The organism is Anabaena sp. PCC 7938, assembly GCF_049315035.1.
In the GTDB taxonomy this organism is placed as follows: Bacteria; Cyanobacteriota; Cyanobacteriia; order Cyanobacteriales; family Nostocaceae; genus Anabaena; species Anabaena cylindrica.
In genome coordinates this window covers 3414906-3432544 of record NZ_CP186034.1, presented here as the reverse complement: position 1 = coordinate 3432544, position 17639 = coordinate 3414906, and the positions used below count along the sequence as shown (strand labels likewise).

14 protein-coding genes are annotated in these 17639 nt (G+C 40.1%); 7 read left to right on the top strand and 7 right to left on the bottom strand.

The features are described 5' to 3' along the window. The first annotated feature begins 131 nt into the window (after positions 1-131). The 4 genes from ACOWPH_RS15855 to ACOWPH_RS15840 all read left to right on the top strand — a co-directional run bounded on the left by ACOWPH_RS15855 (position 132) and on the right by ACOWPH_RS15840 (position 3403). Positions 132-566: a KGK domain-containing protein gene (locus tag ACOWPH_RS15855; protein WP_015216342.1), complete on the top strand. Its 435-nt coding sequence runs from the start codon at positions 132-134 to the stop codon at positions 564-566. Positions 567-646: 80 nt separating this feature from the next. Continuing rightward, complete coding sequence (locus tag ACOWPH_RS15850) at positions 647-835, top strand: DUF4089 domain-containing protein (RefSeq protein ID WP_015216341.1); 189 nt, start codon at positions 647-649, stop codon at positions 833-835. Further along, complete coding sequence (locus tag ACOWPH_RS15845; RefSeq protein ID WP_015216340.1) at positions 832-2208, top strand: Asp-tRNA(Asn)/Glu-tRNA(Gln) amidotransferase GatCAB subunit A; 1377 nt, start codon at positions 832-834, stop codon at positions 2206-2208. The genes ACOWPH_RS15850 and ACOWPH_RS15845 overlap by 4 nt, the downstream gene beginning before the upstream one ends. A 133-nt stretch (positions 2209-2341) precedes the next feature. Beyond that, on the top strand, positions 2342-3403 hold the full coding sequence (locus ACOWPH_RS15840) for a hemolysin family protein (protein WP_015216339.1): 1062 nt from the start codon (positions 2342-2344) through the stop codon (positions 3401-3403). 223 nt (positions 3404-3626) lie between these two features. On the opposite strand, the gene ACOWPH_RS15835 is transcribed toward ACOWPH_RS15840, so the two are convergent. Beyond that, positions 3627-4973 (bottom strand): serine/threonine-protein kinase, encoded by a 1347-nt coding sequence (locus ACOWPH_RS15835; RefSeq protein WP_015216338.1) that lies wholly within the window; start codon positions 4971-4973, stop codon positions 3627-3629. 552 nt (positions 4974-5525) lie between these two features. Between ACOWPH_RS15835 and ACOWPH_RS15830 the strand changes: the two genes are divergently transcribed. Continuing rightward, complete coding sequence (locus tag ACOWPH_RS15830; RefSeq protein ID WP_015216337.1) at positions 5526-5753, top strand: photosystem II protein, Psb35-related; 228 nt, start codon at positions 5526-5528, stop codon at positions 5751-5753. Between the two features lie 123 nt (positions 5754-5876). On the opposite strand, the gene ACOWPH_RS15825 is transcribed toward ACOWPH_RS15830, so the two are convergent. From ACOWPH_RS15825 to grpE, 6 genes are all read right to left on the bottom strand, one after another. Further along, complete coding sequence (locus tag ACOWPH_RS15825) at positions 5877-7466, bottom strand: glycoside hydrolase family 57 protein (protein WP_015216335.1); 1590 nt, start codon at positions 7464-7466, stop codon at positions 5877-5879. Between the two features lie 211 nt (positions 7467-7677). Next, complete coding sequence (gene rsgA, locus ACOWPH_RS15820; RefSeq protein ID WP_015216334.1) at positions 7678-8802, bottom strand: small ribosomal subunit biogenesis GTPase RsgA; 1125 nt, start codon at positions 8800-8802, stop codon at positions 7678-7680. Next, positions 8799-9056 (bottom strand): sulfurtransferase TusA family protein, encoded by a 258-nt coding sequence (locus tag ACOWPH_RS15815; protein WP_015216333.1) that lies wholly within the window; start codon positions 9054-9056, stop codon positions 8799-8801. Before ACOWPH_RS15815 ends, rsgA begins: the two co-directional genes overlap by 4 nt. After that, positions 9056-10189 carry a molecular chaperone DnaJ gene (dnaJ, locus tag ACOWPH_RS15810; protein ID WP_015216332.1) on the bottom strand — a complete coding sequence of 378 codons (1134 nt, stop codon included), beginning with the start codon at positions 10187-10189 and terminating at the stop codon, positions 9056-9058. Before dnaJ ends, ACOWPH_RS15815 begins: the two co-directional genes overlap by 1 nt. A 377-nt stretch (positions 10190-10566) precedes the next feature. Further along, on the bottom strand, positions 10567-12546 hold the full coding sequence (gene dnaK, locus ACOWPH_RS15805) for a molecular chaperone DnaK (protein ID WP_015216331.1): 1980 nt from the start codon (positions 12544-12546) through the stop codon (positions 10567-10569). Positions 12547-12835: 289 nt separating this feature from the next. Then, complete coding sequence (gene grpE / locus ACOWPH_RS15800; RefSeq protein ID WP_015216330.1) at positions 12836-13582, bottom strand: nucleotide exchange factor GrpE; 747 nt, start codon at positions 13580-13582, stop codon at positions 12836-12838. Positions 13583-14264: 682 nt separating this feature from the next. On the opposite strand from grpE, the gene ACOWPH_RS15795 reads away from it, so the two are divergent. Continuing rightward, positions 14265-16277: a GspE/PulE family protein gene (locus tag ACOWPH_RS15795; RefSeq protein ID WP_015216329.1), complete on the top strand. Its 2013-nt coding sequence runs from the start codon at positions 14265-14267 to the stop codon at positions 16275-16277. Between the two features lie 108 nt (positions 16278-16385). Beyond that, a complete protein-coding gene (locus tag ACOWPH_RS15790) occupies positions 16386-17510 on the top strand; it encodes a type IV pilus twitching motility protein PilT (RefSeq protein WP_015216328.1) in 1125 nt (374 codons plus the stop codon). Positions 17511-17639: the final 129 nt, after the last annotated feature.

Below are 17639 nucleotides of genomic sequence, written 5' to 3'. Positions count from 1 at the left end.
GAAACTGGAGTTAAAATCCTCCTTAAAAACGGTGGTTTAGGTTGATATTGAAACTTGAAAAATATTCTCTAAGAGCGCTTAATAGGTGTAATTTTTTGCCAAAAAAATCAATCTACATGATTAGAATCAACATGAATAATAAATACATTCCTTTGAATTGTGGTGATGACATCCTATCTTTAGGAAAAGATATATTTAAAATAAGTAGATTTAAGGAGTTAGTGATCCGAGAAATTCGAGAAAATTTAATGCTACAAACTTGTAATTCTGAACAACAGTCTCAGGGATCAATTATACAATTATTTAAAACTGTTCAAGTTGGAGAAGAAGTTATAGACATAAGTAACATTCAATTTCAGTTTTTTAAAGATTGTCAGTTACTAATTAGGGGTAATAAAAACTGGCAGACAGGAAAACTGAAGGTTCAGATATCTATATCACCTTTAGGTAAACAAGCCGATGAAGTATACATAGAATTTTATTCTGATGAATTGGATGAACCATTAACATTAGAAAATTTGCCACAGATTTCTAAAAATATGACTTACTCTAAATCATATTATTGATTTGGAATAATGCAGCATAACAACCATCCTTCACATCGCCGAACGGCAGAAATAGCAACAAGCAAAGATGTAAAAATAAAATGGGAAATCAACAAATTGATGTAAATGAGTATGTAGAACAAATGTCGTTGTTACTAAACTTGCAGATAAAAGATGAATATCGAGATGACGTGGTAGTGAATTTTGAGAGAATCAAATCAATAGCAGAAATTGTCAATAATTTTCCTTTAGGAGAAGAGATTGAAATTGCACCCACGTTTGAACCATGAATGATGCTGTATCTATAGCTGAAAATGTTTTATCAGGTAAAGTTAGCGCAGTAGAAGTTACTCAAGCAGCGTTAGCAAGAATTGCTGCTAGGAATAACCAATTAAATTGTTTTACAACTATTACCGCAACAACAGCTTTAAAAGATGCAGAAAATATTGATAAAAATATTGCTGAAGGTAAAAATATTGGTGTTTTATGTGGTGTACCATTTGCAGTTAAAAATTTATTTGATATTGCTGGTTTAACAACTTTAGCCGGTTCAAAAATTAACGCTGAAAATCCTCCAGCTACTGAAGATGCAACCGCTATTACTAGGTTAAAAAAATCTGGTGCAGTGTTGGTTGGTGCGTTAAATATGGACGAATATGCTTATGGGTTTGTGACAGAAAATGCCCATTATGGTACTACTCACAATCCCCATGATTTACAACGGGTGGCTGGGGGTTCTTCCGGTGGTTCTGCTGCTGCGGTTGCTGGGGGTTTGGTTCCTTTGACCTTGGGTTCGGATACGAATGGTTCTATTCGTGTTCCTGCGGCTTTGTGTGGTGTGTTTGGTTTTAAACCGACGTATGGCAGGTTATCTCGTGCGGGTGTAAAATTATTCTCTAGCAGTTTAGACCATATTGGCCATTTTGCGACTTCAGTTAGAGATATTGCGACAATATTCGATGTTCTGCAAGGTGAGGATGGAAAAGATCCAATTTGTACGAAACGCCCTGCTGAAAGGAGTTTATTGCAAATTAATAATGATATTTCTCATCTTAGAATTGCGATCGCAGATGATTATTTTACCCAAAATTCCACACCGGAAGCTTTAGCAGCAGTACAAAAGGTGGCTAAAGCGTTGAATATCACCCAATATGTAAACATACCAGAAGCAGACATTGCTCGTGCTGCGGCCTTTGTAATTACAGCTTGTGAAGGTGCAAATCTGCATTTAGAGAAATTAAAATCCCGTCCGCAGGACTTTGATGTTGCCACACGCGATCGCTTTTTAGCTGGTGCATTAATTCCCGGCTCTTGGTATATTCAAGCACAGCGTTTTAGAAGATGGTATCGAGATCAAATCCGAGAAATATTTCAAAATTTAGATATAATCATTGCCCCCACTACACCGATTACAAGCCCGTTAATTGGTCAGCAAACCATGATTTTAGATAGTGAAGAAATTCTTGTCCGTCCTCATTTAGGATTATTCACTCAACCATTATCTTTTATTGGTTTACCGGTTTTATCAGTACCCATTCAAAACCAAAATTCTCTGCCTTTAGGTGTACAATTAATAGCAGCACCTGATAATGAAGTTCTAATTTTACAAATTGCGGCAGTCTTGGAATCACAGGGTGTAGTTTCATGTCAGGTCAGTATTTAACTTACCCTACTAATATTAGATATACTGCGAACTAGTCAAATCTGAACTTAACGCTATAATCATTAAAGTGTAAATTAACTTATTCAGGTTATTAGCTCATCTAAATCCCATCTTCCCATACTTGGGAAACTATATGTTAAAACTTATAATTACTATATTCATTATTATTGTAGGTTCAGCGCTTTGTTCTAGTATAGAAACAGCGCTGTTTTCTGTTTCAACGTTGAGAGTTAGACAATTAGCTCAATCAAAAAATCCAGCCGCAGTTGCACTTCTGGCGATTCGTGAAAACATGAATCGACCTATTGCTACTATTGTTATTCTCAATAATACTTTCAATATTATTGGTAGTATTATTACAGGTAATATTGCGACTCAAGTATTAGGAGATAATTGGCTTGGTGTATTCTCAGGAATACTAACATTTTTGATTATCATATTTGGAGAAATTATTCCAAAGACAATTGGAGAGAGATATTCTGAACAAATAGCCATACTTACAGCTATACCTATCACTGGACTTTCGATTGCTTTTACACCTTTAGTTTGGATTCTAGAAAATGTCACTGCACCCTTTTCTAGAGGGAGAAAAAGACCGACAACAAATGAAGCAGAAATAAAACTGTTAGCAAGGATTGGTCAACAAGAAGGAATTATTCAAAGTGAAGAAGCAGAAATGATTCAGAGGGTATTTAGATTAAATGATGTGACAGCTTCAGATTTAATGACACCCCAAATCATGCTGACCTATATACGTGGTAATTTAACTCTTGCTGAGTCTAAAACCGATATTATTGCTTCTCAACATACGCGAATTATTGTTATTGATGAATCTATTGATCAAGTTATGGGATTTGCTCTCAAACAAAGCTTACTAACAGCGATGATTGAAGGTAGTAATGACCAAAAAATTGCAGATTTATGTCGCAATGTCCGCTTTGTTCCTGAAATAATCCGGGCTGATAAACTTCTGAAAAACTTTATAGAAGCCCGTGAACATCTTGCAGTAGTAGTTGATGAATATGGGTGTGTAGCTGGTGTTATTACTTTAGAGGATGTGCTAGAGGTAATAACTGGTGAAATTGTAGATGAGACTGACAAAACAGTTGATTTACAAGAAATTGCCCGTAAAAAACGGGAAAGAATGTTGCAATCTATCAATATTTCTCATACCAAAGAAACTATTGTTGATTAATCATAAATTACGGCACAGAATCCTTGATTTATCAATTAAATTTAGATTATCTTGAATAAGATGTGAACACCATTTTTTATCTTCCTCTGTGTTATCTGCTTCTCTGCGGTATGGCTATAGCTTGCGTGACGACGTAGGAGTCATACGCCTCCCGTCAGGGATACGGTTTCAAAATTCCGTGATGCCTCCGGCACACTACGTGAACATAAATCCAATAGAATTGCTATATATTGCACTTAATCACTCGCGCCACTAAATAATAAAACCGCCTTTCTACTCCATCTAATAAAAACCACCCATAGCGACCCCACCATGAATCAAACCAAAAAATTCCACTTGGTAAATGAGCTTCTGGTGCTGTAATATCAAATGTCAAATCATCATAATACATCCATTTTTTATCTTTCTTCCAACCCACTTTATCACCAATAGCATCCCAAACTTCTTGGTGAAATTTTCTAGTGCCTCGCAGACTTTGATAAATACGCCTTTGCACAGAGAAACCAAATCTGCCATTACTATATTTTACCCATAATTGGTCAAGAGTACGAATATCTTGACAAGGGAAATTATAAATATCTTTTTCACTTAACCAACCTTCATTTTCTCTTCCTACTACGGCTAACATGACTCGTGTTGTTTCTTCATCTGCTTCTTTCCACTTTCCAGACGCAAGTAATTCCCGTAGTCGAGTGTAGTCCATTCCCACTACTGAAATTAGTTTTTCCTCTATTTCTTGAGAGGGTAACATACTAGCTAGACCTAGTAATTCTCTAAATTCAAATACCGACTGGGGACGATTTTCTGGTTCCAAAGCCATTCCCCGAAGAATCGCATTATTTACTCTATCGCTAATTTGCGAATTAAATTGTTTTGGTGGTGGTAAAGTATTATTTTTGTTTCTATATTCAGCAGGTATAGGTACTTTTTTAGTTAGTAAAGTATAGAGGGTAGCAGCCAAAGCATAAACATCGGTATAAGCACCAAAATTGCCTCTTTTTTGATATTGTTCAATTGGTGCATAACCATCGGTTCTATCATTAGTCATACTTTTGATTTGACCGCTGCTATACTCTCTTGCCAACCCAAAATCTATTAACACTACTTCCAATTTTCCTCGACGTAATAAGATATTACTAGGTTTGATATCTCGATGTAAAAATCCTTGGTGATGAATATATTCTAAAGCTTGTGCAATTTGGTCAATATATAGTAGTGCTTCTTCTTCTGCTAACACTCCATTATCATTAATATATTCTGCTAAATCTTCTCCATCTATATATTCCATAATCATGCACCAAAGTCCATCTTCTTGGATCACTTCATAGACTTTGACAATATGAGGATGAGAACATCTTGCTAACCGAACTGCTTCATTGACAAACTTTACCTGTAGTTGTTTAAAATCTACTTTATTTTGTTGAATATAATTGAGAGCTTTCAAAACAAATAATTTAGATGTAGCCTTTTCTCTGATGCTATAAGTGACTCCAAAGCCACCGCTACGCATCACTCTTTGGATAATAAATCTACCATTATTTAGATGTTGATTGGGCTGCCAAAGTTTCATTTATGTCTTATTGAACAATATTTGTGAGTTAACCTATTTCTACAAGGGACAAGGGGCTAGTTTTGGGTTTGCTTGATTGGGAAGATGATAACTAAAGAGAAAAAGATAGGGTTGGGAAATCTTATACTAATTCTGTCACAGAATTTACTTATTGTTTCTAAAGTAAAAACAGATCCAGGTTTGAATCTACAGATAAAGTATTTTTTTATACTAGTACTATCAAGGACTAAGTTTATTTGTAGTGAGTTAACAGTTTTAACTTCTATCAACGTTTTATAAAATGTATTTTTTGTTTTTAGTGGATTTTTATCACACCTTGAAATGATCAGGACTCACACAAGATGTGCCGTAGCGGTAATTCATGTAGCTTGCTTGCCCGTTGCGGTATTACCGCCACTTTCGTTGTGTTATGCGTAAATCCTAATGATGACAGTGTGGAATACCTCACCCACCTTATCGGTTAGCACACCTTATGGACAGTTTGCAAATTTTGTTTATATTCGTTATATTTATTTACATAAAGCAACATAAGTTAAAACACGAGGTTCCAAAATGACTATATTAATTGCGCTAATTGTTGTAGGTTGGGTAGCAGCTTCAGTTGTAGGTTCTCTGGCTTATTTTATGGGTGAGCAAACCAAGCCAATTCATGAACGTAACTGGCGTTCTGAGTCTTTTGAGCAGTTAGCCCAGTCTATTACTGGCATAGAAATAGACTATAGTAATCGCACTCCTGCTTATGTAATGGATGCTTATGCAAGCCGTACTTTACCTCAATAGTGGTAAAGGCCGCTCTAATAAAATGTCTACAAAATTAACCCCCAGTCATAGTGCTGGGGGTTTTGCTGTCAGTATTTAAAATACTTACTTATTTCTTTGCTGCGCTGTATTAAACTGCGTTAACTACATTGGACGATAAGAGCGATAGTTAATATTGGGGAAAATATTATCCATTAACTCTACTTTTTCCAACCAACCGCTATCGATTTTACCGACTTTCACATCTTCATACAGTTTATTAAACCGCATTAAATGCGATCGCGTTCTTCTCACCGCATAAGGAACCATTGTTCCTGTCCGCATAATAAACGCCCAGTCTGAAGATTGCGCTAATAATAACTCCCGTGCTGCTTGGTTTAAAGCTTTCCACTGCAACTCATCCTCTGGTTCCAAGGTGGATATTTCAATCATCCGTTCCGCAGCTTTGTGTAAATGTGGGTAAACCCAGGCATTTGTCTCATTTAACCAATACTCATGAAACCCTTTATAACCCCAACTCGACTGAGCAGGACGACAAACTTGTTGAGTGGGATTAGCCCGCAAATAATCAGCTAAATGGGTCATTTCATAAGTTCCTTGGTCATACCAAGACTTACGGAACAGGTAATCAATAAACCAAGGGCCTTCATACCACCAATGACCAAATAACTCTGCATCATAAGGTGAAACAATAATTGGCGGGCGACCCATGATACCGTGTAAATGCTCAGATTGACGTTCACGGTTATACATGAAATTAGCGGCGTGATCTGCGGCTTTTTCCTTTGCCCAATAAGGATCATAGAGTGCTTTATCAGAAAGACCTAAGCCACGCCCTGTAATTTTATGATACTTAATACCTGTATTTTTTCTCTGACCATTGGGCATGATGTAAGGCTTAATATACTCATATTCAGCTTCCCAGCCCAAATCTTTGTAAAATTCCCGATATTCGGCTGCACCAGGATAACCAACTTCAGAAGACCATACCTGTTGAGACGATTCATGATCTCGACCAAAGGCTGCTACACCAGGTTCGGTGAAAATTGGCGCATAAGTACCGAAGCGGGGACGGGGACGAGCGTATAAAATACCATGTCCATCAGTGAGGAAATAACGCAAACCTGCGTCCGCTAACATTCGGTCTAAACCTTCGTAGTAGGCGCATTCTGGCAACCAAATACCTCTGGGTGCTTTGCCAAAAGTTTCTTCGTAATGTTCACAAGCTACTTGAATTTGCGCCCATACAGCTTGGGGATACATTTTCATCAGCGGTAAATAGCCGTGAGTAGCACCGCAGGTGATAATTTCTAGGTTATTAGTATCTTGGAATCCTTTAAAAGCTGTGACTAAATCACCGTTATAGCGTTCCCATAATTCACGCGCTTCGTTGAACTCAGTCGCGTAATGTTCAGCTAAATAACGAAGATGACCGTTTTGGACATTGCGCTCGGCTTCTAGTTCTATTAATTCTTCTAATTGAGATAAATGTGCGTCGTAGCGTTCTTGTAGCAGCGGATCACGTAGCATTGACACGAGGGGAGGTGTCATACTCATGGTGATTTTAAAGTCGATCCCGTCTCGCTTTAAGCCTTCAAATACTTTCAATAAGGGGATATATGTTTCAGTGATGGCTTCATAGAGCCATTCTTCTTCCAGCACGTACTCACTTTCTGGGTGACGAACGAAGGGTAAGTGTGCATGAAGTACGAGTGCGACGTAGCCTATAGCCATAATAATTGTGTGTGTTTCTGTAAATTGAAGGTCGGGAGATTCGGCTGAAATTAACAATATTTTAAGACTTTATTGCGATCATTTTTGCAGGAGTTAAGGGAATAAAAAATTAAGTAGGGGTCGCTGAATAAGTCTTTTCGTTAGGGCTAGAAGTCAGGAGTCAGGAGTCAGGAGAAGAATCACCAATTACCCATTACCCATTACCAATCCCCTATTCCTCACTTTCTCGATATAACTCCTGTAAGTCTTGTAATTGAGTTTTGCGGGAAATGCGGCGATATTTTTTACTTTCTAGCTTTGGCTCGTACTGACTCTGACCTTTGCCTTTGGATTTTAACTTCAGACTAGATTCGGGATCAGCTTGCTGTTTAAGATGGGTTTGACGTGCGATCGCATCCCCTAAAAATTCTAAATAATGTGTATATCGTTCCCAGTCCTTACCCACAGCACAATCCGGCTCATCTCGATGGGTACAATCACTAAACCGACAACTAGCAATTTCTAATTGTTTTCTGGCTTCTGGGAAATAGTAAATTAATTCTTCTGGGCTACAATCCAAATCAGGTTGATTAAAACCGGGAGTATCAGCCAGTAAACCACCACTGGGCATTTCAAATAATTCTACATGACGGGTGGTATGGCGACCACGGGCTAATTTCCCAGAAACTTCTCCCACGCGCAGGTTGATATCGGGAATTAGTCCATTAATCAAGCTTGATTTTCCCACACCGGAAGGCCCAGCAATCACAGTAATTTTATTGTTTAAATAATTTGCTATGTGGTCAATATTAATTTGGTTTTGAACACTGATAAAAAGTGGTTGATAACCCCAAGCCAGTAAGCGATCGCTAATTTGCTGTTTTTCAAGGGGGGAAATTAGATCACATTTATTCAAACACAGCAGCACATCAACGCCTGTAGACTCAGCTTTAATTAAAAATCTACTCAATTGGACAGGTTCTAAAGGCGGATCAGCTACCGCAAATACCAGTAGAATTTGGTTAACATTAGCGATCGCTGGTCTGTCTAACTCACTATGTCGGGGGAGAACATCACCAATAGCTCCCCGTCCCCCAGACCAATCAGGTTCTTCTACAATAACGCGATCGCCCACCATCACCTGTTGACCAATTTTTTTCAGGCGTGTTCTGCGTGTACAGAGGAGGTATTGGGGGCTGGGTATTGGAGACTGGGGATTGGGGACTCGGTAATTCTCCTCTGCTCCTCTGCACCCCTGCACCCCTGCTTCCTCATCCATCTGTACCCGATAAAAATTAGCCTGTACAGCTAACACCGTACCCCATAAATGTCCATTAGCAACAGTTTCACCCTTCATTCGGCAACTACAGGACGGCGTACTAACAGAGAAAAATAGCCAGAACAATCTGTAATAGTTTCTACTTGAAAACCTGCCATTGTGAGGCTATCAGGAACTTGTTCAATAGGTTCTCCAGCATCTAACCAGACTTCCAACAAACCACCATCTGGCATTTGCTCCAAACGGAGTTTTGTCCGCACAAAATTAATCGGACAAGGAGTACCGCGCAAATCCAGTTGAGCATCAGGAGTTAACAGGGAAGATACACTCATTACTTAAATAAATTTCCCAAAAAACCTTGACCACCTTTACCAGTCCTATCTCCCTTAATTTTAGCTAGTTTCTCCAGTAGTTCTCTCTCTTCTGGGGTAATCTTATTGGGAATATCAATTGACACTGTTAGCATATGATCTCCCCGACTCACAGGATTTCCCAAACGAGGAACACCGCGATTTTCCAGCTTCATTACCGTATTGGGCTGAGTTCCTGGGGGAATCATTAACTCCACAAGTCCATCCACAGTATTCACCTCCAAACGGCAGCCTAAAATTGCTTGCAAATAGCTGAGTTTAATTTCCGAAATAACATTAATTCCATCGCGCTGGAATTCCTCATCTTCATTGACAAACAAATAGACATACAAATCTCCAGGTGGGCCTCCGCGTTGGCCAGCATCACCTTCTTGGGAGATCCGCAAACGGGTACCATTATCTACCCCAGCTGGAATAGTAATTTTCAATTTTTTCGTGACCTGATTTGCGCCTTTACCGTCGCAAGCATCACATTTATCTTCAACTACTGTTCCCGTTCCATTGCAAGTGGGACAAGTAGAGACTTGGGTAAAGCTGCCAAAAGGCGTTCTCGTCACACGTCTGACTTGACCAGAACCAGCACAAGTTGCACAAGTTCGGGGACGAGTTCCTGGTTTAGCACCAGAACCGCTACAAACTTCACAAGTTTCTAGATGAGAAATCCGAATTTCTTTTTCGCCACCAAATACCGCTTCCCGAAAATCTAACTTCAGGTCTAGACGTAGATCATCACCCCGCACAGGTCCACTACGTCGTCTTTGCTGCTGGGTTGGACTACCCATTCCGCCAGCAAAGCCACTGAATATGCTTTCAAAGATATCAGCAAAACCGCCCATATCCCCCATATCTTGGAAGCCAGCGCCAGCAGCAGCACCAGATACACCAGCTTCACCAAAACGGTTATAACGCTCGCGGGTTTCTGGCTCAGACAGCACTTCATAAGCGCGGTTGATTTCCTTGAACCGTTCTTCAGCACCAGGTTCTTTGTTCACATCTGGGTGATACTTCCGGGCTTGGCGGCGATAAGCCTGTTTAATTTCTTCTTTGTCGGCGTCACGAGAGACACCCAAAATTTCATAATAGTCGCGGGCCATAAAGCAAGGGTAAAAGTTAGAAGTAAGAAAGCAGAAGTACTTAAAGGAATCAGGTCAAGGAATAGAGACAATACTTAATTTTTGTTAATAAAGCCACACAATTTTCACTGTATAAGGCTGTCTCTTTTACAATTGTGCTATTTAGACTGGTCAAACTAGCCTCAGCAGACAGAGGAACTAGCCGTACTATTTAGTGTGGAAAACCACCATATACTTTTAGTTGCATCTGTAATATGAGGAATTTTATTCCCCTACAATTTGCTCCTACAATTTAGCAAACCTTGGAGATATAAAACCATGTTGCCTAGATATTAAAAATTTTGGGAACTGGTAATTGGTAATAGAAAAAACTTTTATCCTTACCGTTTACCTATTCACTAGTCTATCGCTTCGTAATCAGCCGAAGCCGTATTATCCTCATCAAAATCAAAATTGAATTGTGGTATTGCTGTCTCAGTCATAGCACTTTCCTCTATTAAAGTTACGGAAATATCAGTACGCTCTTTTTCCTCCTCCTGTAATTCTGGGGTTGTGTCTGTTGAGCTACTAGCTCGTTTATAAACATCTGCACCGATCGCAAACAGAGTTTGTTTAAATTCCTCTAAGATGGGGCTAAAGGTAACTGCCGTGATAGCAGGGTCACTCATGGCCGCTTGGAGTTTGGTAAATTTCTCCTGTGCCGAAGCTTTAACTTTTTCACCAATTAATTCACTATTCTCCTTTAACGTAGACGTGTAACTTGCCAACAGGTTATCTGCTTGGTTTTTCAGTTCAATCAGTTCTTTGCGTTTTTTGTCTTCTTCGGCAAATAATTCAGCTTGTTGCCGCATTCTTTCGACTTCGGTTTGACTTAAACCACCTGTATTAGTAATGCGAATACTTTGTTCTCTGCCTGTACCTTTGTCCTGGGCAGCAACTTTGAGAATGCCGTTAACATCTATGTCAAAAGCTACCTCAATTTGTGGTACACCACGAGGAGCAGGAGGAATACCGGCTAAGAGAAACTTACCAAGAGTTTTGTTATCTCGCGCCATAGCTCGTTCTCCTTGAAGAACGTGTATTTCCACGGAATTTTGACCATCAACTGCGGTAGAAAAGACTTGGGATTTACTCGTGGGAATGGTGGTATTACGTTCAATGATTTTAGTGAATACTTCCCCAAGGGTTTCTAGTCCTAAAGATAAGGGAGTGACATCTAGAAGTAACAGGGTATCGACTTCCCCACCTAAAACCCCCGCTTGAACTGCTGCGCCTAGTGCTACAGCTTCATCAGGGTTGACAGAGCGATCAGGCGTTTTGCCATTGTAGAACTTGATTACAGCATTGAGAACTGCGGGAACGCGGGTAGAACCACCTACTAAGATAATGCGATCGATATCTTGTGGTTTGAGGTCTGCATCTTTGAGAGCTTGGATCATTGGTTCGATGGTAGCTGCAATTAAATGTGCTGTGAGTTCTTCAAATTTAGAACGACTCAGTTCCATCTCCAGATGCTTAGGCCCTGTTTCATCAGCAGTGATAAATGGCAAGTTAATTGAGGTACTTACCATGCTGGAAAGTTCAATTTTGGCCTTTTCCGCTGCTTCCCGCAAACGTTGCAGTGCCATTTTATCTTTAGCAATATCGATCTTCTCTTGTTCTTTAAATTGCTCTACCATCCAGAGGACAAGACAATTGTCAAAGTCGTCTCCACCTAGTTGATTGTTACCACTAGTGGCTTTAACTTCAAAAACTCCATCTCCCAGTTGCAGGATAGAGACATCAAAAGTTCCACCTCCCAAGTCGAATACTAAAATCAGTTGTTCTTGGTCTTGCTTGTCTAAACCAAAGGCTAAAGCTGCTGCGGTTGGTTCGTTGATGATCCGTAAAACTTCTAAGCCAGCAATTGTGCCAGCATCTTTAGTTGCTTGTCTTTGGGCATCTGTAAAATATGCTGGTACAGTAATCACGGCTTGAGTGACTTCTTCACCTAAAAAATTTTCTGCCTCCTGTTTGAGTTTTTGCAGGATCATGGCAGATATTTCTTGGGGTGTGTAATTACGACCGCGAATCTGCACGTCAACGGTATCATCTCGACCTTTGACACAGTTATAGGGTACGCGATCGCGTTCTAATCCAGTATCATCCCAACGACGACCAATAAATCTTTTGATACTATAAATTGTATTTTCGGCATTAGTGATGGATTGTCGTTTAGCCAGCTGACCAACTAAAAGGTCGCCACTCTTGCCAAATCCGACGATACTAGGAGTAGTGCGTCCCCCTTCGGAATTAGCAATCACTATTGGTTGGCCACCTTCGACAATAGCAACGCAACTATTAGTAGTGCCTAAGTCGATCCCAATAACTTTTCCCATACTGACAGTATTCTTGATTGAGTGCTTTTACCGTGATTTTTCGCCGACTATCGTTTTTACTCAGGGCTGGAAACCCCAGAAAATTTCTGTGTAAATTTTAATTACTACTATAGCAGTATTAATACATAGAATTACATCGATGTCTGCTACCGAGTCTTTGATGAGAAACACTGCCGGAGGGGGCTGATCAACCTATACAAGGTCAATAGCCCGCCTTTTCTCCAGAAACGCGATTCTGAACCTTGCGAGAATCTAGAACTTTTCAGTCAGCACGACGAGCGAATAAAGTTTAACTATTTTCTTGATTCGATTCATCTTCTTGCTCTGTAGGTGTATCTTCTCTAGGAGCTGCCACTTTCACCATTGCATGGCGCAGTACACGTTCTCCCAAATAATATCCGCGTACTAACTCCTCTAATACTGTACCTTCTGGATGTTCATTAGTAGGTTCCCGCATTACTGCTTCGTGCAAATTAGGATCAAATTCTTCACCTTCAGGCCGCATTGGTGAGACACCTAAGCGTTTGAGACAATCTACTAATTGTTTATAAACTCCTTGATAACTTTTGTGAATTGTCATTTCACCTTCAGATTGTGGCTTGAGGTGCGATCGCGCCCGCTCAAAATTATCAACAACAGGCAACAATTCCATAATTGTATTTCGCTTCATCTGCATCTCCATGTCTTCTTTTTCTTTGGAGGTGCGTTTGCGGTAATTTTCAAAATCTGCGGCAATCCGCATATATTGATTACTACGATCTTCTAGTTGCGTTTTCATGGACTCAAGTTGTTGAGCCAATTCTGCTAAAGCTGGCGTATCCACTTCTATTTTTTCTGCCGCAGCGACGTTATTTTCTTCGGCGAGTGTAGGTTCTCCCGGTATATTATTTTGGGTCGCCATTTGCTCAGTCACATCGCTGCCAGATTCGTTATGGTTATTTTCGGTTGGGGAGTCGCTCTTCATTGCTTGCTTTACCTCTATTGGTTGACCCAATTGCTGGTTTGTATTGTTTACTTGTTTATTTTCTTCTATCATTGCCTACTCATCCCAGATGCTTTTTACGGCAGAGCGTCAAGCAATTGTGGATTGCGGATGGGGATTCCAGATTTAGTCTCTATCTAAAGACATAGATTTGGTTTTCGATTTCAGGATTTTTGGTTTTGGTTTTATTTCATAGTCGAAACTGCCGTTGCGCTGTAATAGCTTTTAGATTTTGTCTTTTTAATCTAAAGTCTGAAGGACACATATTGCAACAGTTACTGTTTAGGACTGACAACAGCGGCTAATTTAACCACCGAATTTTCCTAAAAGTGATGTCACTATTATCTTATTTGGACAAATGGGAAACAAATGAGCGGTAATTAATCGCCTGCGTTCCTGATCATAAGTCAGTTTTTTAACTAATTACAAGCATGGTAATCTAAAAGCTGCCAGGACTTATGCAACTGGCATACAAGCAGGTGCGTCAGATGTCCAAAATCTGTTGATACTAACCAACTTATTAAGTTTGACACACCCTACAAGAGAGATTGAGTGTGATACTTAAGCAGTTTTAGCCTAGCCACGCAACAAAAGGCGCATCGGTACCTATAATCGTGCTGAAAATAAAAATTTTTAAGAAGAAAAATTTTAAACTGGAATTTAATACAGCCACTATGAGAATAATTGACTACAGTGTGGGAATACTTAAATAAGAAATTTCCCTGCGAGATTGCTTATGACTTACTCGTCACCACAACGGCGTAGCACCGCTCTAACTACAAGAACAGAGTTTTCGCCCTTCGGCAACAAGCTAGTACAATCTGGCTATATCAACAGTGAACAGATGAAGCAGGCGCTGATTGAAAGCCGCAAGTCTGGCAAAATGTTGACAGATGTACTAGAGTCAATCACTGGGCAACAACTATCACCTGAATTTCTCAGGGAATACAAAAAACAACATTTATTTGAACTCAAAATACTATACGGTGTTGAATTCCTAGATCCTGAAGTTAATCAAATTGGCGACCTGATGGTGAGTCAATTGATTGAAACCTTGATTCCAGTGGATATCTGTCGTCGTCATCGTCTAGTACCTCTGTCGAGACACGATGAAAAAACCCCGCCTTATGTGTTAGTGGCAATGGTCGATCCGGATAATCTAGAGGCATCTGATGACCTCAACCGGATTTTGCGTAACCAAAATTTGTCCTTACAGAGGATGGTAATTACTCAGGAAGATTACCAACAACTGATTAACCAATACTTAGATGAGTTTGCTGTTAAACAAAAGCAACTCGAACAAGAAAAGTTTACAGATGTTGGTCAAGATTTAGTAGATATCGAAAATCTGAATGATGAAGAAGTCGCTGAGGATAAGGATGCGGACATAAACGCATCAATTAAGGATGCTGAAGATGCACCTATTATCAAACTTGTCAACAGAATCCTGTTCAAAGCTTTGCATGAAGGTGTTTCGGATATTCACATCGAACCACAAGAGGAAAACTTAAGAATTCGCTTCCGTAAAGATGGGGTGCTGCGTGAAGCTTTTCCCGCTATGCCCAAAAAAATTATTTTGGCGGTGACAGCCCGATTTAAAATCATTGCTAATTTAGATATCGCTGAGAGACGCTTACCCCAAGATGGACGCATTCGCAGATTGTTTGAAGGCAGGAAAGTAGACTTCCGCGTCAATACGTTACCCAGTCGTTATGGGGAAAAGGTGGTACTACGGATTTTGGATAACTCATCAACTCAACTGGGATTGGATAAGTTAATTACCGATCCAGAGACTTTGCATATTGTCCAGGATATGGTCAGTAGGCCTTTCGGGTTGATTTTGGTGACAGGTCCGACTGGTTCTGGTAAAACGACTTCGTTGTATTCGGCATTGGCAGAAAAGAATGATCCGGGGATTAATATCAGTACTGTAGAAGACCCGATTGAGTACAGTTTGCCAGGGATTACGCAAGTACAGGTAATACGAGAAAAAGGACTAGATTTTTCAACAGCTTTAAGAGCCTTCTTACGACAAGATCCTGATGTGTTATTGGTGGGTGAAACACGGGATAAAGAAACGGCGAAAACAGCGATTGAAGCGGCTTTGACAGGTCACTTGGTTTTAACTACCTTACACACAAATGATGCTCCTGGTGCGATCGCTCGTTTGGGAGAAATGGAAATCGAACCATTCATGGTTTCCAGTTCCCTAATTGGTGTGTTAGCACAACGTCTAGTCCGTCGCGTCTGTTCAGAGTGTCGGATTCCCTATACTCCCACTACCGAAGAACTCGCTCGTTATGGGTTATCAGCTTCTACAGATGTGGGCATAACCTTTTATAAAGCTAACTCACTACTTCCAGAAGCGATCGCAGAAGCTCAAAGCAAAAATCAGCTTTGCCAAAAATGTAATGGTGTTGGCTACAAGGGACGTGTTGGTGTTTATGAAGTCATGCGGATCACCGAAACCCTCCAAACTCTCATCAACGAAGATGCACCCACAGAACGCATTAAAGAAGTAGCAGTAGAAGAAGGTATGAAAACCTTACTCGCCTACAGTCTCGATTTAGTACGTCAAGGTGCCACCACTCTAGAAGAAGTTGATCGAGTGACATTCACTGATACAGGTTTGGAAGCTGAATTGAAAGCAAAACGCAAGAGCGGTCTCACCTGTAAAACTTGTGATGCCACACTACAACAAGAATGGCTAGATTGTCCTTACTGTATGACACCTCGTTTTCAAGATTAATGTTCAGGAGGCAGGAGGAAAGATATAGTTTCAAAACCTTTAATTTCTTAGCATTGATTTACTTAGTTATTTGATTGAGAATTTTGAATTTTAAATTGGAGAAAAACTATGGAAATGATGATTGAAGACTTGATGGAGCAGCTAATTGATATGGGTGGCTCGGATCTGCACTTATCAGCAGGTTTGCCTCCCTACTTCCGCGTCAGTGGTCATTTGACTCCCATTGGAGATCACATACTAACCGCAGATGAATGTCAAAGATTGATTTTTAGTATGCTCAACAATACCCAGCGAAAAACCTTAGAACAAACCTGGGAATTGGATTGTTCCTATGGTGTCAAAGGATTAGCTCGCTTCCGGGTGAATGTCTACAAAGAACGTGGTGCTTATGCAGCTTGTTTGCGAGCATTAAGTTCTAAAATTCCTAACTTTGAAAAATTAGGTCTACCAGATGTTGTCCGGGAAATGTCTGAAAAGCCCAGAGGATTAATTCTCGTCACCGGGCCGACAGGTTCCGGTAAAACTACTACTCTAGCCGCAATGATTGATCTCATTAATCGCACTAGAGCAGAACATATATTAACAGTAGAAGACCCCGTAGAATTTGTTTACGAACCAGTAAAAAGCTTAGTTCACCAACGCCAACTAGGTGAAGATACTAAAAGCTTTGCTAATGCCTTAAAAGCCGCCCTCCGGGAAGATCCAGATATTATTCTGGTAGGAGAAATGCGTGATTTGGAAACAATTTCTTTGGCTATTTCCGCAGCGGAAACCGGACACTTAGTATTTGGAACGCTGCACACCAGTTCAGCCGCACAAACCGTTGACCGGATGATTGACGTTTTCCCTCATGAAAGACAAACCCAAGTGCGGGTACAGTTATCCAACTCTTTAGTAGCAGTTTTTAGCCAAACTTTAGTACCCAAGAAAAATCCTAAGCCAGGTGAATATGGTCGAATCATGGCTCAAGAAATTATGATTATTACTCCTGCTATTTCCAACCTAATTCGTGAAGGTAAAACTGCACAAATTTATTCAGCTATCCAAACTGGCGGTAAATTGGGAATGCAAACTCTAGAAAAAGTCTTAGCTGATTTATACAAATCTGGAGCTATCTCCTTTGAAGCAGCTATGTCTAAAACTTCTAAACCCGATGAAGTTCAACGTCTAATTGGTACAACAGCACCTGCTGGTGCTGGTGCAAAACCTGGTACTGCTGCTAGAACTCGTTAAAATTGGTGACTGGGGATTGGGGACTGGGAACAGGCAGCAGAAGAAAGTTTACCAATCACCAATTACCAATTACCAATTACCAATCACCAATCACCAATCACCAATCACCAATCACCAATCACCAATCAC